This window comes from Allobosea sp. (assembly GCF_035944895.1).
Classification (GTDB): Bacteria; Pseudomonadota; Alphaproteobacteria; order Rhizobiales; family Beijerinckiaceae; genus Allobosea.
In genome coordinates this window covers 645,385-665,096 of record NZ_DASZAT010000008.1, presented here as the reverse complement: position 1 = coordinate 665,096, position 19,712 = coordinate 645,385, and the positions used below count along the sequence as shown (strand labels likewise).

The following is a 19,712-nucleotide window of genomic DNA, read 5'->3' as shown; positions in this document are numbered from 1 at the left end:
GGCGCTTCACGCGAATGGTTGGGTACCTGGCCATGTCACTCAGGTAATCCGGCGAGGTGCAATCCATCGGCGAACCGCGCGAGATCTTCCGGACGGTGGATCGGCAGCCAGTCCTTGAGATCGGAGATGCGCACGGATGGGCTGAGCGCAAGCAGGCGTTCCATCGCCAGTCTCGCTTCGTCGGCGCGCCCCGCCAGCGCGTGGCTCGCTGCGATCACGCCGGTCGCGACGAGGAGGCTGGGAAGGTTCCCGACGGCTTTTTCAGCCGACGCCGCCGCGGAATCGAAGTGTCCCGCGAAGAAATGCGCTAGCGCCATCCCGACCTGCACCCTGAACATTTCAGGATCCAGCGGACTCAGGCGAACGGCGTGCGCGAAATGCTCGAGAGCGGAGTCCGCTTCACCGTTGAGGGCACGTAGGAAGCCACCGAGGAACCAGGCGGCGGCGAGATTAGGGTTGAGCAGCATCGCCCTCTCGATCAACGCGATGCCGCCATCGAGGTCGCCAGTGAAATGACTGAGCGCGTGGCCGGCCCTCGTCAGCGCAACGGCGTCGTCCCGGCCGAGCTCTACGGCCAGTCGCGCCAGCCGCACGCCCTCGGCCATCTCGCGCGGACGATCCACCATCCAGCCGTTTACCTTGCGCCAAACATGGCACCAGGCGGCCATGCCATAGGCCGACGCGAATTCGGGGTCGAGCTCGGTGGCCTTGTAGAACAGCTGCAGCGCCGCCTCGATGGCATCCCTGGTGCCGGAGTGCAGTTTCGCCGTCCCACGCAGGTAGTAGTCGTAGGCGTCCAGGCTCTCCGTCGGCTTGCGCTTGGCGCGCTCGATCTCGGCCCGCTCGAGCTGTGGAGCGATCGCGCCGACGACGCTTTCGGCGATCCGGTCCTGCAGGTCGAAGATGTCATCGAGCGCGCCTTCGAAACGCTCTGCCCAAAGATGCGTCCCGGTCGTGGCGTCGATGAGCTGCCCGGTGATGCGCACCTTGTTCCCGGATTTGCGGAGGCTGCCTTCCAGCACATAGCGAACGCCGAGCTCTTGCCCGATCTCCTTCACACCCGCCGCCCGGCCTTTGAAGGCGAAGCTCGAATTGCGTGCGATGACGAACAGCCAGCGCAGGCGCGACAGGGCGGTGATGATGTCCTCGACCACGCCGTCGGCGAAATACTCCTGCTCCGCGTCGCCGCTCAGATTCTGGAAGGGCAAGACGGTGATGGAAGGCCTGTCCGGCGGAAGAACCCGGAGCGGCAGTTCACCTGCCTGGCTCGCCGCCGGTTCGACGGCGCCTAATCCGGTCGGCCGCCCCGCGTCTCCGACCTGCTCGACCTGGCCGACGAAGCGGAAGCCCTTGCGGGCGATCGTCCGGATCAGGCGCTGCTCCTCGCCGCTGTCGCCGACGGCTTTCCTGACCGCGTTGATATGGCTGGTGATCGTCGATTCCGAGACGATCCGGCCGCTCCATACCGCTTGCAGCAGCTCGTCCTTGCTGACGACCCGGTCGCGATTCCGGACCAGATGCAGCAACAGGTCGAAAACCTGCGGCCCGACGGTCACGACCTGCGCGCGCAGCGTCAGTTCCCGGCGCCCGGCATCAAGCAGGTAATCTCCAAACGTGAATGGCACGTCGGTCGGTCCCTTGGCCGAATGGGGTCGTTTCGCTGACCGAGGCGGCGGGTGGAGGATGATCCAAGGCTGACGGCGCCCTGGCTCGCCCTTCTGCCGCATGGCGCCATCTTGGACAAGAATCCAAGCGTCTCCAAAGCGCAATTCAAGCCGGCCGCAAGGACTTCCCGCAAGCGCCCGGGCATTTTTCGGCCATGGCGACCGCAAGGGTTGCGGTTGCAGGAAACGGAGAAAGCCCATGAAGATCGTCGTCATCGGCGGCACCGGCCTGATCGGATCGCAGCTTGTGCGCAATCTCGCGGCGCGTGGCCACGAGGCGCTCGCCGCCTCGCCCAACACCGGCGTCAACACCATCACCCGCGAGGGGCTGGCCGCAGCTCTCGACGGCGCCGATGTCGTCGTCGACGTCGCGAACGCCCCGGTCTGGGAAGACCAGGCCGTCCTCGATTTCTTCGAGACGTCGGGCCGCAATCTGCTGGCCGCCGAAGCCGCCGCCGGCGTGCGCCACCATGTCGCCCTCTCGATCGTCGGCAGCGAACGCCTGCCCGAGAACGGTTATTTCCGGGCCAAGGTCGCCCAGGAAAACCTGATCAAGGCGTCCTGCGTCCCCTACACCATCGTGCGCGCCACGCAATTCTTCGAGTTCGTCGGCGGGATCGCCCAGTCGGCCACGGTCGGCGACGAGATCCGCCTGTCTCCGGCGCTGATCCAGCCGATGGCGTCGAGCGACGTCGCGGCGGCGCTGACCGATGCCGCGCTCGCGGCGCCCGTGAACGGCACGGTTGAGATCGCCGGGCCCGAGGCCATTCCGCTCGACGACCTGGTTCGCCACTTCCTGCGGGCGACGCAGGACCCGCGCAAGGTCGTACCCGATATCCATGCCCGCTACTATGGCGGCATCCTTTCCGATCGCTCGCTCACGCCCGGCGAGAACCCGCGCCTCGGCGCGATCCGCTTCGAGGACTGGCTCGCCCAGGCGAAGGCCCAGCAAGCCAGCCGCTGAACCAAAACCTCGCCGTCGATCCACGCCCTCCGAAACCACCTGGAGCGAGCGACGGTCGCTGCCCAAACAGGAGATTTGCGATGCTCACTCGATTGATCTCGGCCATTGCCGTCACGACGCTCTCGATTACCGCGCTTTCGGCCGACGAGCGGCCCGCTGGCAAGATCACGACCGTATTCGATCGCCCGTTGCCGCACGTCCTCGGCAAGAGCCTGAGAGGCGTGTTGGTCGAATACGGGCCGGGCGCCGGCTCGCAGGCCCACACGCATGCGAAATCGGCATTCATCTACGCGACCGTGCTCGAGGGCTCGGTTCGCAGCAGCGTCAACGGCTCGCCGGAGAAGACATACAAGGCCGGCGAGAACTGGGTCGAAGAGCCCGGCGCCTTCCATGGCGTCAGCGCGAACGCCAGCACCACGGAATCGGCCCGCATCCTGGCCGTGTTCGTCGTCGACACCGACGACGGGGAACTGACCCGGTTCGTTAAGAAATGAGCCAGTCCACGCCTTCGGCATGCAATGGGGATGGGATCATGGACACCCTGGGAGAGAAGAGCGCCGTTACCGTCGAGGAGGGCGCCGGGAACGGCGCCCCCGCAGCGGGGCCCAAGAAGCGAAAGATCGTCGGATTGCTGCTTTGCCTTTGCGCCGTGGCCGCCGTAGCCGCCGGCTGGGCCAATGCCCGTTCCGGCGGCGAGGCGACCGACAACGCCTATGTCCGGGGAGATGTGACCTCGCTCGCACCAAAGGTCGCCGGCTATGTCACGGCGGTCGAGGTCGAGGACAACCAGGCCGTCAGGGCGGGCGACATCCTGTTCCGGATCGATGATGCCGACCACCGCGCCAGGCTCGCCCAGGCCGTCGCCAATATCGAGGCGGCGCAGGCGCGCGTCACCAATGTCGACGCCGAGACCAAGCTCCAGCATGTCCTGGTCAAGCAGGCGGAAGCGCAGAAACAGGCCGCCAGCGCCGAACTGACCCTGGCGACACGGTCGCAAGGGCGGCGGCGCGAGCTCATCCGCAGCAATGCGGTGAGCCAGGCGCTGCTCGACGAAAGCGACGCGGCGCGCTCGCGCGCCGAGGCCAACCTGGCAGCCGCCTCGGCGACGATCGAGGCCCAGCAGCAGCGCATCGCTGTCCTGACCACGCAGCGCGAGGCCGCCGTCGCCGCGGTGGCGCAGGCGCAGGCCGCGCGCGACCTCGCCCAGATCGATCTCGACAACACCATCGTGCGCGCGCCGATCGGCGGAGTGATCGGCAACCGCCAGGTCCGGGTCGGCCGGCTGGTCGCGCCCGGCACGGCCTTGCTCGACATCGTCCCGGTCGACGACGTCTGGATCGTGGCGAACTTCAAAGAGACCCAGCTTGAGCAGATCCGGCCCGGCCAGCACGTCCGCATCAGCGTCGACGGCTATCCGAACGAAGGGCTGCAAGGGGCGGTCGACAGCTTCGCTCCGGGAAGCGGCTCGGCCTTCAGCCTGCTCCCGACCGACAATGCGACCGGCAACTTCGTCCGCGTCGTCCAGCGTGTCCCGGTCAAGATCCGGTTCATGAACAATCCGCTGCCCGGCCGTCTCGTGCCCGGCCTGTCCGCACGGGTCGAGGTCGCCGTCGGAGGCGGCTCATGACCGCGGTCGACGTTCCTCTGCCGCGCCGCGGCGGCCCCACGGCCGGCGCCCTGCTTGTCCTGGGCATCGTGCTCGCCACGCTGACCGAAGCGATCGCCGGCACCATCCTGTCGCTCGGACGCGGCGACATCATCGGCGACACCTCTGCCACACCGGACGAGTTCGCTTGGCTCGACATCGGCTACACCACGCTCAAGCTGATCGGCTTCGTGACCGCGCCCTGGCTGATGAGCCGGTTCGACCCGCGCAGCCTGATCATCGTCGCCACCCTGACGATGGGGCTGGCATCCGGCATCGCCACCATAACAGCCCGGCTGGACCTGCTGGTCTGCTTACGCATCGTCCAGGGCTTCTGCGGTGGCGCCCTGCTCGTCGCCGGCCAGGCGCTGGTCTTCCTGCGCTATCCGCACGCCCATCAGCCGCTGCTCCAGGCGCTGTTCGCAATGGGCGCTGTCGTCGCGCCTGCGACGATCGCCCCGGCGCTGCAGGGCTGGCTGGTCGACACCCATTCCTGGACCTGGATCTTCTTCAGCATCGTTCCGCTGGCGCTGGCGGCCGCTGGGCTCATGCTGATGGCGGATAGCCCGGAGCCGGCCAGGGAGACGACGCGTCCCTTCGACTGGCCCGGCCTCGCGCTGATCTCCGTCACCTTCTTCTGCATCAGCTATGTCCTCTCGCAGGGCAGCCGCTGGGATTGGTTCGAGGAGCCTCACATCCTCTGGCTGGCTCTGCTCGGCGTGGCCGCACTGCTGGGCTTTCTCGCTCGGCAGATCATGGCCAGGGGCCGGGGCCTGCTCGACTTCGGCATCTTCGGAGCGAACGACTTCACCTTCGCCTTCATCGTCAGCTTCGTCGCCGGCGCCGCCCTCTCCGGCAGCGGCTTCCTGCTCCCGTCCTTCGCGGTCTCGGTCCTCGCCCTCACTCCGACCGATGCCGGCCTGCTGCTGTTTCCGGGCGGAGCGGCGTTCATCGGCACGTTGCTGCTGACCGCCTGTTTGATCCAGTTCCGCTATCTGCCGCCTTTCGCCACGGTGCCCTTCGGCATCCTGATCTTCATAGTGGCGATGTGGCTGCTCTCCGGCTCGAGCAACGAGAGCGGGGCGCACGACATGATGACCGCGGTCCTCCTGCGCGGCTTCGGCCTAGGCTTCCTGTTCCTGTCGATCTCGCTGATCGCGTTCAGCGACCTCGTCAGCCGCGGTCTCGCCAGCGGCATCGGCCTGTTCAACACGGGCCGCCAGCTCGGGGGCCTGATGGGAATCGCCGTCCTCCAGACGCTGATCGATCAGCACACTATCGCCAATCTCGCCGTCCTCGGCGCCAACATCGCTGCCGGCAGGCCGGCGGTGATGGAGCGGCTGGCGAGCATGGCGGCGATGCTCACGGCGAAGGGGATGGATGCGGTCGCCGCCGGCCGTGCCGCTGCCAGCCTGCTAGGCCGCGCCGTGATCAATCAATCCGCCGTGATAGCCTTCGATACCGCCTTCAACGCCGTCGCCCTGCTCTTCATCATCACTGCCCCCATCCTCGTCGCCATCAAGATCGGGCTCCACAAATATGCCGAAGCTCACGTTGCCGGTCATATCGCCGCGCCAGCGGAAGCAATCGCGTTGAAGCCCCGGTCGGCGGTCCAGGAAAAGGCACAGAGCATGCCGCTCCAGCAGTGCCGTTGAGCAGTGGAATAGCGGAGCGCCTGCCACCGAAGAACGGCGGCAAATATCGGCTCGCGCTGGCGCTACTGTTGAACTGCCGGTTTGAGTCGCGAGGTGTCATCGAGCACCTGCAATCCAGACCGAAAGCGCCGTGCCTTAAGCGACCTCAGCGAATGTCCGCTTCCTGGTGACGTTCCAATGTCTGGTTATGGCGCCCTGCAGTCGGCTAGATGCGGCATCCTCATGAGCGAGATCGCCGGAAGGCCGTCGGCCGCTATCCTCGCAATGACAACCCCGATCCGCCGCGATAGGCTGGTCGTCCGTTTCGAATGCTGCGCCGATCGGAGGCCGATCAATCGTCATGGAATGGGTGATTATCGGTCTACTGTTTGGGCTTTTCTTCTTTGTCATCATCCCGTGGGCGGCCCTTCGAGCATCCGGGCGTAGTACCGCCGCCCTCGATCAGATCGCAGAGCTGAAATCCGAACTGGCTGCGCTCCGCGAGGAGCTGACGGGGCTGAAGGGGAGCGCCGTGCCGGCCACTGCGGCTCCCTCGGCGACAGGCGTCGAGCCCGCCGAAGCCGCGTCGGTGTCCGAGCCGTCGCCACCAGTGGCGACCGAACTCGAGTCTCGCGAACTTGCCGAGTCAGACATCAAGCCTGTCGCGGCGCCGGAGTCAGCTGAGCCCAGGGCACCTACGCTCGAGGAGATTCCACCCGAAGCGATCGCACTCGCGGCTCGAACGGCGGACGAAACGTTTTACGAGCCTACAGCCGATCCCGTTCCTCCGCCCTTCGACCGCTTCGAGCAAGAGGCGCAACCGGAGGCGGAGGCGCTGGCCGGTGCACCGCCGCCGCGTCGCGACATCGAGGAGACCATCGGCTCGCGCTGGGCCGTTTGGGTCGGCGGCGTCGCGCTGGCCTTCGGTGGCCTGTTCCTCGTCCGCTACTCGATCGAGGCCGGCATGTTCGGGCCCGGGGTGCGGCTGCTGATGGGCGCAGCCTTCGCCTTGCTGCTGGCCGGAGCGAGCGAGTATCTGCGCCGTCGCGATGCGCCGCTGCCTTTCAACGCGCCGGGCGCGCTGCGTAACGCCAACATCCCCTCCGTCCTCGCCGGCGTCAGCGTCTTGGCCGGGTTCGGCGTTTCCTTCGCCGCCCATGCCATCTACGGCTTCATCGGCCCGACGCCCGCCTTCGCGATCATGGCGCTGATCGGCCTGTCGGCGCTCGCCGCCTCGCTGCTTCACGGTCCGGCGCTCGGTCTCTTCGGCTTGGTCGGTTCCTATGTCACGCCCTTCTTGATCACAAGCACGGCCCCGGCCTTCGCCTCGCTCTCGCTCTTCATCGCCTTCGTCACAGCCACCGCCTTCCTGCTGCACGCACAGCGCCCGAGCCGGATCGTCACCCTGGCGGCCGTCGCCGGCCATGGTGTCTGGACCGTGCTGATCGCCTTCGCCATGCGTGGGCTGATCTGGCCCTCGTTCCTCGCCACGGCCGGCGCTGTGCTCGCCTGGCTGCTGCTGAAGGAATTGCCGTTGCTGCGCCGGCGCGGCGAGGCTGCGCCCTGGCGTCCGGCCCCATTCGACATCACCGGCTTCGTCGCCATCGTCGTGCCGCTGGTGATCTCGGGCGTGCTCTGGGTCGGCTTTGGCGCGCCGGGGCCGTTGCATGTCGCGATCCTTGCCACCGTCGCGGTCGGCATCGTGGCGGCTGTCCGCCATCGCGATCTCGCTCCGCTCGCGCTCGTCGCCGCCGCGGGCGCCGTCGGCATGATCTTGCTCTGGCCCCGTCAGGAGGGGCCGCTCGGCCTGTCGCCGGCAACCCTGCTCGACCTCGTCAGGCTGAGCATTGCCCCCGATGCCGGACCGGGGTTGCTCTGGACCGCTGCACTCTTCGCCGCGGTGATCGGCGGCCTGCCCTTCGCAGCTCTGGTCACGCGCCGCCGGGCCGGCGCCGGCGGCTACGTCGAGCGCGGCTGCCTGGCCTTCGCCTCGGCGCTGGCGCCGGTCTGCCTGCTGCTCGCGACGACGCTGCGCGTCAATGGTTTCGAGCGCTCGCCCGGCTTCGCGGCGCTGGCGGCGCTGCTGGTCGCGGCGCTATACTTCGCCTCGGAGTTCCTGCTGCCGGTCGAGCGTGCCAGCGCCAGACCGCGCAGCAATCCGCTCGCCTTGATCGGCTCTGCTGCCTATGCCGCCGCCGGTGCGATCGCGCTCGGCCTCGCCGTAGCGCTGGCCCTGCGCGAGACCTGGCTGGTGGTCGGCTTCGCGATCTCCGCCGCCGGACTCGCCATCCTCGCCCGCATCCGCCCGATCCCGCTGCTGCGAACGATGTCGGCCAGCCTCGCGACCGCGGCCTTCGCCCGCTGGCTTTGGGCTCCGATCCTGACGGAGATGGGCTCGTGGCCGCTGCTCAACTGGCTGATCCCGGCCTATGCCCTGCCGGCGCTGTGCTTCTGGGTTGCCGCGCTGGCGCTGCGCGATGGGCAGGGTCGGCCGCGGGTCGTACATCAGGCGCTTGCTGCTTTCTTCACTGCTGCCTTCGTACTGCTGCAGGTCCATCAGCTTTTCGTCGGCCCGGACCTTACTCCCGATCTCGCCTGGATCGCCGGCCACTACGCTCAGCCGCGCAACCGACTGTTCGAGGAGGTCGCCTGCCTGGTAATAGCGACTGGACTGCTCAGCGCCGGCTTCCAGCGCGTCAGCCGTTCGGCCGGCAACGCGACCTTCCGGATCGCGGGACTCGCCGCCGCTGCGCTCACGATGCTTCTCGCTATCGGTGGACTCGGCGCCTTGCTCAATCCGCTTTTTGACGGCACCACCGTCGACGGCTGGCCAGTGCTGAATCGGCTGCTCTGGTATGTCGTTGCCGGAGGCGCGCTTGGAACACTGGGCTTCGCCATGTGGCGTGACGGCAGCTCGCCGGTCGCGGATGCGCTGAGTGCCTGCGGCGCATTCCTGATCTCGCTCGGCATCGTCCTCATCATCCGTCAGGTCTTTGCCGGACCGCAGCTCTCGCCAGTGGACGGCACCTCGGTCGGCTACGCAGAGGCCGTCATGATAACGATCGTGCTGACCGCCCTGACCGCCGCGGCGCGACTCTGGCACGATGCCGCGCAGGGCCGGATCGCGCGGCTCGGCGTCCTGACGCTGGGCGGCATCGCGATTGGCTGGGCCGTCCTCGCCCTCGGCTTCGTCTGCAACCCGTTCCTCGACGGGAGCGCGGTCGCAGGACCGGTCATCTTCAACCGCATTCTGTGGGGTTACGGCCTGACAGCCCTGGCCCTTGTCGGCGCCGCATTGTGGCTGCGGGATGCCTTCGCCAGGCTCTCTCGCGCTTTCGGGAGCGCCGCGGCCGCTGCCGCCATCGGCTGCGCCTTCCTACTGCTGCGCCATGGGCTCCACGGCCCCACGCTCGCCTCCGAGGTGCCGATCACCCTGGCTGAATCCGGCATCTACGCCTCGCTTGCCTTCATCCTGGCCATCGCGGTCATGATCGCGGGCTCGTTCCGCTGGCAGGGGCGCAGCGTGCCGGTCGATCCGTTGGTCGCAACGCTGGCGGCCTGCGGCTTCTTCGCCGCTGTCGCGTTCATCGCTAGCCCCGCGATGACCGACCAGCCCCTGGCGGGCGTCTTGATCCTGGACAATGCGCTCCTAGGCTATCTTCTGCCCGCGGCGCTTGCCTTCGCAGCCGCTGCCTGGGTGCGGTCCTACCTCCACCGGCCACTGATCGCGCGGGCTTATGGCATGGCCGCTATTTTCGGGGCGCTGGCTTATGTCGTCACCGAGGTCCGCCGTGCCTTCGTCGGTCCTGACCTTTTCAGCACCGATGTCAGCGCCGGCGAGCTCTATGCCTATTCGGCCGCGATCCTGCTCTACGGTGTAGCTCTGCTGGCGCTGGGCTTCCGGGTCCGGTCGCGCGATCTGCGCCTAGCCTCGCTCGGCATCATCACCATCGCGATCTGCAAGGCCTTCCTCGTCGACATGTCGGGGCTGGAGGGGCTGCTGCGGGCCCTGTCCTTCATCGGTCTGGGTGGGAGTCTTGTCGCGATCGGCCTTGCCTACCAACGCGTTTTACACCGCGGGACGGAGACCGCTACGCCCGACAGCGCGTAGTAGCAATGTCCGTCACGGGGCGGAATCCGACGTCTGGCACCAGAGCTGCGAGCGTCCGCTTCCGGGCAAGGTGCCAAGGTCAGCTCTTGGCGCGAGGTTGTCGTCGGCATTCTCTTCACAATGACCGATCCTCGAGGATCACGTCCGCCGTCTGCTGGTAGTGGCGCATGAGCAACGCGACGGCATGCTCGATGTCCCGATCCAGCACCGCCGTCACGATCGCCTGGTGCTCGTCCGCGACCTTGCGGCCCGGAAAGGCACGGCGGATCGAGAGGCGACGATAGCGATAGAGCCGGTCGGCCAACTGGTCGCAGAAGCCGATTAGCGAAGTCGAGCCGCACTGGCCGATCAGCGAGCGGTGGAATATCCGGTGCAGCCGCTCCCAGTCCGGATTGTCCTCGAACTCGTCAGGGTTGAGCGAGCGCGGCGTCCGGCTGAGCCGGTGATGCGCGACCACCAGCTCCTCCTCCCAGGCGGGCGTGGCCGCCTCCATCGCCTTGCGCAGGGCCAGCGCTTCGACCCAGCAGCGCGTCATCGTCAGTTCGCGCAGCTCCGAGCGGCTGACCGGGGCGACTAGAAAGCCGCGCTGCTCGCGCGCCTCCACCAGTCCTTCCGCGGTCAACCGGTTCAGGGCCTCGCGCAAAGGCGTCTGCCCGGCCTGATAGGCGTCCATCAGGAAGCGCATCTGCAGCTTCTGCCCCGGCTTCAGCCGTCCAGACAAAAGGTCGTCCCGCAGCTTGTCGTAGAGGTCCAAGGTGCGGGTCGAGGAAACGGGCGCATTCATGCGAAACGATTGGACCTCGCTGGATTGGGCCGCGACATGGCTTGCGCAGTCACGATTCCCCGAAGCGATTTATACACGCTACGGCGTCAGGTAAAAATTTATAAATTTTTGCTTCACATCGAAAAATTTCGCAATATAAGAGAGCGGACATGGAAATCTGCAACCCGGGGGACGGGCGGTGCTGGCGGCGGGAGACGAGAAAAGCCGGATGAGGACTCGCTGCGCCTGCGGCATCGATATCCATGCGCATGTCGTGCCGGCGACCTTTCCCGCCTATCTGCATGGCGCGCCGCCCGCCGGCTGGCCATCGACGCCCCCGCGCATGAGTGCCACCGGCACATCGTGATCGACGGCCGGACCTATCGCACGGTCTCGGATCGCTGCTGGGATGTCCCGAAGCGCCTTGCCGATCTGGACGGCATGGCCCTTTCGCTGCAGGCGATCTCGCCGATGCCCGAGCTGCTGTCCTACTGGATGGAGGCTGCGTCCGCTGCCGAGTTGCTGCGCTATGTCAACGACCAGATAGCGGGCATGATCGCGGAATCCGGTGGCCGGCTGGTGGGGCTCGGCGCAGTGCCGCTGCAGGACATGAATCTCGCCCTCGCAGAGTTGTCCCGGCTGATGCGGGAGCCCGGCTTCGCCGGCGTCGAGATCGGCAGCAACGTCAACGGCAAACCGATCGGCGCGCCCAATTTCGATCCGTTCTTCGAGGCGGCCGAGGAGCTCGGCGCGGCGGTCTTCGTCCATGCCGTGCGCCCCTGCGGCCAGGACCGGCTGGTCGGCTCCGCCCAGTTGCAGCAGGTGCTGGCCTATCCCGGCGAGGTCGGGCTCGCCGCTGCCTCGGTGATCTGCTCGAATCTGATGCTGCGCCGGCCGAAGCTGCGGATCGCCTTCAGCCATGGCGGCGGCACGCTCGGCCTGCTGCTGCCGCGGCTGGAGGAAGGCCGCCGCGTCTTCCCGGCGCTGCGGGAGAGCATCGCGCTGTCGCCGACCGAGCAGGCGCGGCGCCTGTTCTACGATGCGCTGGTCTATGACGAGCCGACGCTCAGGCATCTCACCGACCTCTTCGGCGAGACGCAGATCATGATCGGCACAGATTACCCGTTCAATTTCCACGAGCGCAATCCGGTCGATCGCATCGAGGCGGCCTTCGCCGACGAGCGCCTGCGCAAGCGGCTGCTCAGCGAGAATGCCGCGACCTTCCTCGGGCGCGAGGGCGAGGCCTGACATGACCCATTTCCCCGTCACCGCCTTGCGCAGCGTCGCGATCGGGACGCCGGACCTCAAAGCTTCGGAGCGCTTCTACACGGAGGTCTGGGGCCTCGCCGTCGCCGCCCGGCAGGACGGCGCCGTCTATCTGCGCGCCAGCGGGCCGGATCACCATGTGCTCGCCTTGCACCAGAGTGACAGTCCCGAGATCCGCTCGGTGACCTTCCGGGTCGGCGCGGCCGAGGATCTCGACGCCCTCGCAGCGCGAGCCGTCGCCCATGGCGCCACGCTGCTGTCGCCGCCTGCCGCCAATCCCGGCCCGGATGGCGGGACGGCGATGGCGATCCGCGAGCCGCAGGGCGGCGTCTTCCGCTTCGTCCAGGGCGAACGGCTGCACGCCGATGCGAGGGAGGAGCGCGACCGGCCGCTGCGCCTGGCGCATGTGAACCTCAACAGCGTCGACGTCGACCGGGAGACGAGCTTCTACGAACAGACGCTCGGCTTCGTCCTGACCGACCGCTCGAAGCTCATGGCCTTCCTGCGCTGCAACAGCGACCATCACGCCGTGGTGCTAGCCGAGGCCAAGGCGAACGGGCTGAACCACATCGCCTTCCTCGTGCCCGACTGGGAATCGGTGATGCGCGCCTCAGGCCGTCTCGTCGACGCCGGCTACCCGATCGCCTGGGGCGTCGGCCGCCACGGGCCGGGCGACAACGTCTTCGCCTATTTCATCGACCCTGTCGGCTTCGTCGTCGAATTCACCGCCGAGGTGCTGCAGGTCGACGACGGCTACCGCGTGCGCGGGCCCGACGAATGGGTCTGGCCGCCCGGCCGGACCGACCATTGGGGCATCGCGCCGCCCAAGGCTGACCACGTCAAGGCGGCACAGGCCGCGATCGTCTACCGCTAAGCAATCCGGCAGGACCTCCCCTTGAGCGAACAAGACCTCCCACCCGGAAACAACTACCAGGTCGCCGTCATCGGCTTCGGCCCGAGCGGCGCCGTCGCGGCGAGCCTGCTCGGGCAGCATGGCATTCGCAGCCTCGTCATCGACAGGCAGCGTGGGGTCTACGACAAGCCGCGCGCCATCGCGATCGACCACGAGATCATGCGGCTCCTCGACAATCTCGGCGTCGCCGATGAGGTGCTGCCCTATGTGGCGCCGTTTCCGGCCTCCGAGCATTTCGGCGCCGACGGCCAGCTCATCCGCCGCATCGACATGGTGCCGGAGCCCTACCCGCTCGGCTACACGCCGACCATGGTCTTCACCCAGCCACCGGTGGAGGCCGCCTTGCGCGCGCATGCGCGGCGCTACGACGCGGTCGAGATCTCGCTGGGAACCGAGCTCGTCGGCTTCGAGCAGGCGCCGACCGGGGTCACGCTGACTCTGGCCGGCGACGATGGCTCGCGCCGGACGGTCAGCGCCGACTATGTGGTTGCCTGCGACGGCGCCTCCAGCGGCGTGCGCGAGCAGCTCGGCATCGGGCTCGCGGACCTCGTCTTCGACGAGCCCTGGCTGGTCGTCGACGTGCTGGTGAACGAGGACGCAGCTGGCAAGCTGCCGCAGACCGCCGCGCAGTATTGCGACCCACGCCGGCCGACGACCTTCATCATCGGCCCCGGCAATCACCGCCGCTGGGAGATCATGCTCCTGCCGGGCGAAGATCCGCGCGAAGCGCAGAGACCTGAACAGGTCTGGAAACTGCTCGCCCGCTGGCTGACGCCGGCCGACGCCACGCTTTGGCGCGCGGCGAGCTATCGCTTCCACGCTCTGGTCGCCGAGCGCTGGCGCGACGGGGGGATTTTCATCGCCGGCGACGCGGCTCATCAGCAGCCGCCCTTCATCGGCCAGGGCATGTGCCAGGGCGTGCGCGACGTCGCCAACTTGATCTGGAAGCTGGCGCGCGTCCTCGACGGCCGCTCCGACGCGACCCTGCTCGACAGCTACGAGGCGGAGCGCAGCCACCATGTCCGCGAGCTGACCTCTCGGATCAAGGCGATCGGCCAGGTGATCTGCGAGCGCGACCCGCAGGCCGCCCGGGCGCGCGACGCCCGCATCCTCGCCGAAGGCGGCGGCCGGCCGCGCACGATCACGCGGCAGGAGATCGTCCCGCCGCTCGCGGCCGGCCTGCTGGCTGCTCGCGACGACGTGGTGAAGGGGACACTCTTCCCGCAACCCTGGGTAAAGACGCCGGAGGGGCCGGCCAGGCTCGACGCCGTCGCCGGTGCCGGACTACGCCTCGTCATCGAGCCGACGCTGGCCGCGGAGTTGCGGCCGGACCTGACGCGACAGGCCCGTGCGCTCGGGCTGCGCATGGTCGTGGTGTCGTCCGGGCCGGCGGATTCCGCCGTCCCTGCGCAGGCCGATATCGCCGTGACCGAGCGCGATGGCGTGATCACCGCCTGGTTCTCCAGGCATGGCCGCCGCGCCGCGATCGTCAGGCCCGACCACTACGTCTTCGGCACCGCTGCCGACGCAGCCACGCTCGAGGCTCTGCTCGACGAACTGCAATACCGGCTCGCCCCGCTCCCGACCGCTAACCGTCAGCCCCAACCCGCCAGCACACCATAAAGGATTCGATCCGATGCGTTTCGCGACTTTCCAGATAAAGGGCGCCCCGAGCTGGGGCCTGATCGAGGGCGAAGAGGCCATCGACCTCGGCGCGGTCCTGCGTGACCGCCATCCCGATCTGAAATCGGCCATCGCGGCCGATGCGCTGGGCGAGGTCGCGGCGGCCGCGCCCGATGCCCCACGTCATGCACTGGCGACCATCACCTGGCTCCCGGTGCTGCCGAACCCGGACAAGATTCTCTGCGTCGGCCTGAACTACGAGATGCACCGCAAGGAAACCGGTCGCACCGAGGTCGACAACCCGACCATCTTCGCCCGCTTCGCCAACTCCCAGATCGGCCATGGCGCCAACATCGTCAGGCCGCGCGTCTCGCACGAGCTCGACTTCGAGGGCGAGCTCGCGATCGTCATCGGCAAGCCCGGCCGCTATATCGCGCCGGCCGACGCCTTCGCCCATGTCGCGGGCTATGCCTGCTACAATGACGGCAGCCTCCGCGACTTCCAGCGCCACACCCACCAGTTCACGCCGGGCAAGAACTTCCCCGGCACTGGCGCCTTCGGCCCCTGGATGATGACGCCCGACGAGCTCGGCGAGCTCGGCAGCCTGCGGCTGCAGACGCGGGTCAACGGCCAGATCGTGCAGGACGCGACCTTCGGCCAGATGATCTTCGATATCCCGCGGATCATCGAATACTGCTCGGCCTTCACGCGGCTGGAGCCCGGCGACGTCATCGCGACCGGCACGCCGGGCGGCGTCGGCGCCAAGCGGAACCCGCCGCTCTGGCTGCAACCGGGCGACACGGTCGAGATCGAGATCGACGGTCTCGGAACCCTGCGCAACGGCGTCGCCGACGAGGCCTGACCGACCGCTGCCCTCTCCACAATGATAACGATCCCGGAGGAAACGATGACCAAGCTTACATCGCTGCTCGTCTCGGCCGCCGTCGCCCTGGCGGCCGCGACATCCGCCCACGCCCAGACCTGGCCGCAGCGCCCCGTCGCCCTGGTCGTGCCGCAGGCGGCCGGGAACAGCCCCGACATCCTGGCGCGCGTGCTCGCCGACAAGCTCTCGCGCAGCCTCGGCCAGCAGGTCTATGTGGAGAACCGGACCGGCGCGGCCAACATCGTCGGAACCCAGGCCGTCGCACGCGCGACGCCCGACGGCTACACTTTCCTGTTCGCCACCTCGGCCTCGCTCTCGACCAATCCACACACCTTCAAGAAGCTCCCTTACGACCCGCTGAAGGATCTTGCGCCGGTCGCGCTGGTGGCGCGCAGCCACCATGTCCTGCTCGTCGATCCGAAGCTGCCGATCAACTCGCTTGCCGATCTGATCGCCCATGAGAAGGCGAAGCCGGGTTCGCTCAGCCTGGCGGTCGACAGCGAGCGCAACATCTCCGGGCTGATCGGCCAGACCATCAACTGGCGTGCCGGCATAGGCATGGTGCTCGTGCCCTATGCCTCCGCCGCGAACTCGATCCAGGACACGATCGCCGGGCGCGTCCAGGCGACGATCCAGTCGGCCTCCGTCGCCGAGCCCTTCATCAAGGAAGGCTCGCTGCGCCCGATCGCGGTCGCCGGGACGAGGCGCCTGAAGTCGATTCCGAACGTGCCGGCGATCGCCGAATCGCTGCCGAGCGCCGATATCGGTGGCTGGTTCATGGTGATGGCGCCGGCCGGCACGCCGCCCGAGATCATCCGGAAGCTGAGCCAAAAGATCGCCGAAGCGCAGCAGCAGTCCGATGTCCGCGAGCGGGCGCCGACGCTCGGCTTCGATGTCGAGGTCGGCGCCCTCGCCACCCCGGCGGGCGCCTCCGCCTTCCTCGGCCAGGAGATCGCGACCATGGGCGCCCTGATCAAGGAGTTCGGGATCGAGCCTCAATAATGATCGGCACCTGACGATGCGAGCAGCTTCAACGGAGGCACAAATGAAGGGCCTTGCACACGTCATGCAATGTCCGCTTCCGGGACATCTGCGAGAGTCTGCATTTGGCGCGCAGGCGAAGCGCCAAAGACGGGCCTCTATCCCATCTTCGTGCCGATGATCGGCAGCACGGTCTACTCGACATGCTGATGCTGTTGATCGTCCCCGCGATCGCCTTGGCCCGGGGCCGGCAATTGCCGCAAGAGGTGACCGCGACCAGTGACGCGCACCAACTCCCTCAGCAACTGCACGGTCCTCCTGCGATTGAGGTAGCGAGAACGTCAGCATCCGGGCGAAGATCAACCTCAACGGCCCCCAAACTGGATCAAGCGTATGAACTGGCCGCTCGGGCAATCACGACTCCCTTCAAAAGAGCTGCACCGGAGATTGGTCACCAGGATCACTCCATGGTCGATCGGCAAGGCGAGCGTCATGCCGCCACCGTCATCTTGTCGATGCCGTAGATCCGGTCGACGATAAGCAGGGCGACCACCGCCATCAGCAGTTGCAGCGAGCTCAGCGCCGCGATCGTCGGGTCGAACTGGTTCTCCAGATAGCTCAGCATCACCACCGGCAGCGTCCCGGTGCTGGCGCTGGCGAAGAAATAGCTGATCGGCAGGTTGTCGAAGGAGGTCAGGAAAGAGAACAGCGCGCCCGCCATGATCCCCGGCCGGATCAGCGGCAGCGTGACGTGCCAGAAGACCCGCGCCGGATCGGCGCCGAGGATCGCCGCCGCTTCCTCATAGGCAGGCGGCAGGCCGGCATAGACGCCGGCAACCGTCCGGATGACATAGGGCAGGCAGACGACCGTATGGGTGATCAGCAGCGCGGTGAAGGAGATGCCGATCCCAAGCCAGGACAGGAAGAACAGCGAGGCGAAGCCGATGACGATCATCGGCATCGAGAGCGGCGAGAGCAGGAAGGTCATCACCGCGCTGGCCCAGGCCGCCCGTGAGCGAGCGAGGTATAGGCAGGCCGGGACGCCGATCAGGCAGGAGAGCAGCGTGGCGGCGATCGCGACGCCGATGCTGACCTTCAGCGCGCTGACGAAGGGCTGGTAGGCGAAGATGTTGGCGAACCACTTCAGCGACCAGCCGGGGATCGGGAAGGCGACATAGCCGGCCGAAGTGAAGGAGACGACGACGACCACGATGATCGGCGCCAACATGAAGGTGAAGAACAGCACCGTGAAGGCGACGAGGCCGAGATCGATCCAGTCCCGCTTGCGCGCGCGCATCGCTTAGGCTCCGCGACGGCGCACGAGGCGCAATTGCAGGAAGAGGCAGGACAGCGCGACCGCGAGCAGCAGCGTGCTCATCGCGCTCGCCATCCCGAAATCGCGGGTCGTGTTGAACTGTTGGTAGATCAGCAGCGGCAAGGTCTGGAGGCCGCCGCCAAGCAGGACCAGCGTGACGAAGCTGCCATTGGCGATCATGAAGACCAGGATCGCGCCGGTGCCGATGCCGTCCAGCGAAAGCGGCAGCGTGATCTCGCGGAAGGCGCGCAGCCGTCCAGCGCCGAGGATCTTGGCCGATTCCTCGAGCCGCCGGTCGACCGATTGCAGCACGGTCGCGATCGAGAGGACCATATAGGGCACGAGGACGTGCACGAGCGCCGCGATGGCGATGCCCGGCGAGTTGGTCAGGCGCAAGGGGGCCTCGATCAACCCGAGCTGGTCGAGCAGCAGGTTGTTGACGAGGCCGCGGCGCGCGAACAGCACCTGCCAGCCGAAGGTGCGCATGATGATCGAGGTCAGCAGCGGCGCGATCAGCAGGAAGATGATCAGGCCCGCCCAGCGGCCGGATTTGCGCACCAGCACATAGGCGACGGGATAGCCGATCACGATGCAGATCGCCGTGACGCCGGCCGAGAGCAGGATCGTTTCTGCCGTGACGCGCAGATAAAAGCTGTCGGTCAGCAGCGCCGAATAGCGCGTCAGCGTCAGCTGGCCCTCGGCGCCGACGAGACTGCGCATGCCATTGTCGAGCAAAGGCAGCACGAAGAACACGAACAGGAAGAGCGCGGCCGGCAGCGCCAGCAGCCACGACATCCCTTGCGGCTTCTTGTGTCCGTCCAGTGCTGGCGCGGGAGCTTGCATCGTCACGACCTTCGTCCGGAAGAAGCCGCTGCCGCCCGCATAGGCGGCAGCGGCCCGCCGTTCAGCGTCCGATCTCGCGGTTCCAGCGGTTGACCCAGTCGTTGCGCACCTTCGCGATCTCCTCGTAGGGCGGGAACTGGGTCTGCTGCCAGGGCGTGATGCGCGGCTTGAGCTTGTCGCTGTAGACCACGTCGGTATTGGTCACGCCGTAGTTCATGATGTCGGCGAAGAGGGTCTGGTTCTTGGCGTCCAGCACCTCGTTGATGTAGTCCCAGGCCAGCGGGTCGGCATTGACCGGCTTCTGCACGGCGACGCCGTTGAGCGAGCCGCCCTCCGACGGGTTGATGAAGTCGATCCAGGTCGCGCCGGAATCGTAGTGGTTCCAGGTCCGCCCGTCGAAATAGATGCCGAGCTCGGCCTCGCCCGACGAGAGGTGGTTGAAGAAGTCGTTCGGCCCCGCCCAGAAGACGAGGTTCTTCTTCATCTTCTCCATCGCCTTGAAGAACGGATCGACGTTCTCGGTGCCACCGCCGAAGGCCTTGGCCATGGCCCAGATCAGCATGATCGGCGTCACCGCATAGCTGATCGACGGAACCGAGGCGACGAACTCGCCCTTGGCGACGCGATCGACGAATTCGGCGAAGGATTTCGGGGGGGTCTTCACCCGGTTCTTGTTGAAGGTGATGCCGCCGACGCCGTAGTCGAACAGCGTGCCCTTGCCCATGACTGAGTCGGTCAGCTCCTTCGGGGTCTTCGCCAGATTAGGCAGCTTCTCGACCGTGAAATCGTCGACGAGGCCGGCTTTCGCCGCGGTCAGCGCGAGGTCAGGCGTCATGATCAGCACGTCGACCGGCGGCTTCTTCGGATTGGCCTCGACCTGCGCCAGCCATTGCGGCGGGCCGCCGAGCGAGACATTGGCCTTCGCCTTGGTCTTGGCCTCGAAGGGAGCGACGAAGCATTTGCGCACCGCCTCCTCCCAGACGCCGCCGAAGGCGGTGACGGTGATCGACTTGTCCTGCGCCTGCGCGAGGCGCGGCATGCCGCCGGCGGCGAGGGCGGTGGCGCCGCCGATAAATCTACGCCTGTCCAGCTTCGTCATCGCAGTGC

At 67.3% G+C, this 19,712-nt stretch carries 16 protein-coding genes; 11 read left to right on the top strand and 5 right to left on the bottom strand.

Annotated features, from left to right (window positions below; genetic code table 11):
• Positions 1-35 precede the first annotated feature (35 nt).
• Positions 36-1,625, bottom strand: coding sequence for a winged helix-turn-helix domain-containing protein (locus VGV58_RS14715; RefSeq protein ID WP_326874936.1), 1,590 nt, complete (start codon positions 1,623-1,625; stop codon positions 36-38).
• A gap of 238 nt (positions 1,626-1,863) precedes the next feature.
• On the opposite strand from VGV58_RS14715, the gene VGV58_RS14710 reads away from it, so the two are divergent.
• The 5 genes from VGV58_RS14710 (at position 1,864) to VGV58_RS14690 (ending at position 10,018) form a co-directional block, all read left to right on the top strand.
• A complete protein-coding gene (locus VGV58_RS14710) occupies positions 1,864-2,628 on the top strand; it encodes an SDR family oxidoreductase (protein ID WP_326874753.1) in 765 nt (254 codons plus the stop codon).
• An 80-nt stretch (positions 2,629-2,708) separates the two neighbouring features.
• On the top strand, positions 2,709-3,122 hold the full coding sequence (locus tag VGV58_RS14705; RefSeq protein WP_326874752.1) for a cupin domain-containing protein: 414 nt from the start codon (positions 2,709-2,711) through the stop codon (positions 3,120-3,122).
• Positions 3,123-3,160: 38 nt separating this feature from the next.
• Entirely contained in the window at positions 3,161-4,255 is a 1,095-nt protein-coding gene (locus VGV58_RS14700; RefSeq protein ID WP_326874751.1) for an HlyD family secretion protein, read from the top strand.
• Positions 4,252-5,928 carry a DHA2 family efflux MFS transporter permease subunit gene (locus VGV58_RS14695; protein WP_326874750.1) on the top strand — a complete coding sequence of 559 codons (1,677 nt, stop codon included), beginning with the start codon at positions 4,252-4,254 and terminating at the stop codon, positions 5,926-5,928. The genes VGV58_RS14700 and VGV58_RS14695 overlap by 4 nt, the downstream gene beginning before the upstream one ends.
• A 511-nt stretch (positions 5,929-6,439) precedes the next feature.
• Complete coding sequence (locus VGV58_RS14690) at positions 6,440-10,018, top strand: DUF2339 domain-containing protein (RefSeq protein WP_326874749.1); 3,579 nt, start codon at positions 6,440-6,442, stop codon at positions 10,016-10,018.
• A gap of 115 nt (positions 10,019-10,133) precedes the next feature.
• On the opposite strand, the gene VGV58_RS14685 is transcribed toward VGV58_RS14690, so the two are convergent.
• Positions 10,134-10,802, bottom strand: coding sequence for a GntR family transcriptional regulator (locus VGV58_RS14685; RefSeq protein ID WP_326874748.1), 669 nt, complete (start codon positions 10,800-10,802; stop codon positions 10,134-10,136).
• Between the two features lie 208 nt (positions 10,803-11,010).
• Between VGV58_RS14685 and VGV58_RS14680 the strand changes: the two genes are divergently transcribed.
• The 6 genes from VGV58_RS14680 to VGV58_RS14655 are packed head-to-tail and all read left to right on the top strand — an operon-like array spanning position 11,011 to position 16,468.
• Positions 11,011-11,148: a hypothetical protein gene (locus tag VGV58_RS14680; protein ID WP_326874747.1), complete on the top strand. Its 138-nt coding sequence runs from the start codon at positions 11,011-11,013 to the stop codon at positions 11,146-11,148.
• Positions 11,145-12,029, top strand: coding sequence for an amidohydrolase family protein (locus tag VGV58_RS14675; RefSeq protein WP_326874746.1), 885 nt, complete (start codon positions 11,145-11,147; stop codon positions 12,027-12,029). Before VGV58_RS14680 ends, VGV58_RS14675 begins: the two co-directional genes overlap by 4 nt.
• Position 12,030: 1 nt before the next feature.
• Entirely contained in the window at positions 12,031-12,921 is an 891-nt protein-coding gene (locus VGV58_RS14670) for a VOC family protein (RefSeq protein ID WP_326874745.1), read from the top strand.
• 21 nt (positions 12,922-12,942) lie between these two features.
• Positions 12,943-14,583 (top strand): bifunctional 3-(3-hydroxy-phenyl)propionate/3-hydroxycinnamic acid hydroxylase MhpA, encoded by a 1,641-nt coding sequence (gene mhpA / locus VGV58_RS14665; RefSeq protein WP_326874744.1) that lies wholly within the window; start codon positions 12,943-12,945, stop codon positions 14,581-14,583.
• Positions 14,584-14,596: 13 nt separating this feature from the next.
• Complete coding sequence (locus VGV58_RS14660) at positions 14,597-15,445, top strand: fumarylacetoacetate hydrolase family protein (RefSeq protein WP_326874743.1); 849 nt, start codon at positions 14,597-14,599, stop codon at positions 15,443-15,445.
• Positions 15,446-15,490: 45 nt separating this feature from the next.
• The gene (locus VGV58_RS14655; protein WP_326874742.1) at positions 15,491-16,468 is read left to right on the top strand and encodes a Bug family tripartite tricarboxylate transporter substrate binding protein; all 978 of its coding nucleotides are present in this window, start codon (positions 15,491-15,493) and stop codon (positions 16,466-16,468) included.
• A gap of 469 nt (positions 16,469-16,937) precedes the next feature.
• On the opposite strand, the gene VGV58_RS14650 is transcribed toward VGV58_RS14655, so the two are convergent.
• The 3 genes from VGV58_RS14650 to VGV58_RS14640 all read right to left on the bottom strand — a co-directional run bounded on the left by VGV58_RS14650 (position 16,938) and on the right by VGV58_RS14640 (position 19,704).
• Positions 16,938-17,744, bottom strand: a complete 807-nt coding sequence (locus VGV58_RS14650; RefSeq protein WP_326874741.1) for an ABC transporter permease — start codon at positions 17,742-17,744, stop codon at positions 16,938-16,940.
• Between the two features lie 3 nt (positions 17,745-17,747).
• Positions 17,748-18,605, bottom strand: a complete 858-nt coding sequence (locus tag VGV58_RS14645; protein ID WP_326874935.1) for an ABC transporter permease — start codon at positions 18,603-18,605, stop codon at positions 17,748-17,750.
• A gap of 61 nt (positions 18,606-18,666) precedes the next feature.
• Positions 18,667-19,704 (bottom strand): extracellular solute-binding protein, encoded by a 1,038-nt coding sequence (locus VGV58_RS14640; protein WP_326874740.1) that lies wholly within the window; start codon positions 19,702-19,704, stop codon positions 18,667-18,669.
• Positions 19,705-19,712 lie beyond the last annotated feature (8 nt).

Excerpts from the sequence above, each read along its gene's own strand:
- VGV58_RS14655 (WP_326874742.1), top strand. The coding sequence starts at position 15,491 with ATGACCAAGCTTACATCGCTGCTCGTCTCGGCCGCCGTCGCCCTGGCG.
- VGV58_RS14670 (WP_326874745.1), top strand. The coding sequence starts at position 12,031 with ATGACCCATTTCCCCGTCACCGCCTTGCGCAGCGTCGCGATCGGGACG.
- VGV58_RS14645 (WP_326874935.1), bottom strand. The coding sequence starts at position 18,605 with ATGCAAGCTCCCGCGCCAGCACTGGACGGACACAAGAAGCCGCAAGGG.
- VGV58_RS14700 (WP_326874751.1), top strand. The coding sequence starts at position 3,161 with ATGGACACCCTGGGAGAGAAGAGCGCCGTTACCGTCGAGGAGGGCGCC.
- VGV58_RS14640 (WP_326874740.1), bottom strand. The coding sequence starts at position 19,704 with ATGACGAAGCTGGACAGGCGTAGATTTATCGGCGGCGCCACCGCCCTC.
- VGV58_RS14710 (WP_326874753.1), top strand. The coding sequence starts at position 1,864 with ATGAAGATCGTCGTCATCGGCGGCACCGGCCTGATCGGATCGCAGCTT.
- VGV58_RS14695 (WP_326874750.1), top strand. The coding sequence starts at position 4,252 with ATGACCGCGGTCGACGTTCCTCTGCCGCGCCGCGGCGGCCCCACGGCC.
- VGV58_RS14650 (WP_326874741.1), bottom strand. The coding sequence starts at position 17,744 with ATGCGCGCGCGCAAGCGGGACTGGATCGATCTCGGCCTCGTCGCCTTC.
- VGV58_RS14705 (WP_326874752.1), top strand. The coding sequence starts at position 2,709 with ATGCTCACTCGATTGATCTCGGCCATTGCCGTCACGACGCTCTCGATT.
- VGV58_RS14680 (WP_326874747.1), top strand. The coding sequence starts at position 11,011 with ATGAGGACTCGCTGCGCCTGCGGCATCGATATCCATGCGCATGTCGTG.
- VGV58_RS14660 (WP_326874743.1), top strand. The coding sequence starts at position 14,597 with ATGCGTTTCGCGACTTTCCAGATAAAGGGCGCCCCGAGCTGGGGCCTG.
- VGV58_RS14685 (WP_326874748.1), bottom strand. The coding sequence starts at position 10,802 with ATGAATGCGCCCGTTTCCTCGACCCGCACCTTGGACCTCTACGACAAG.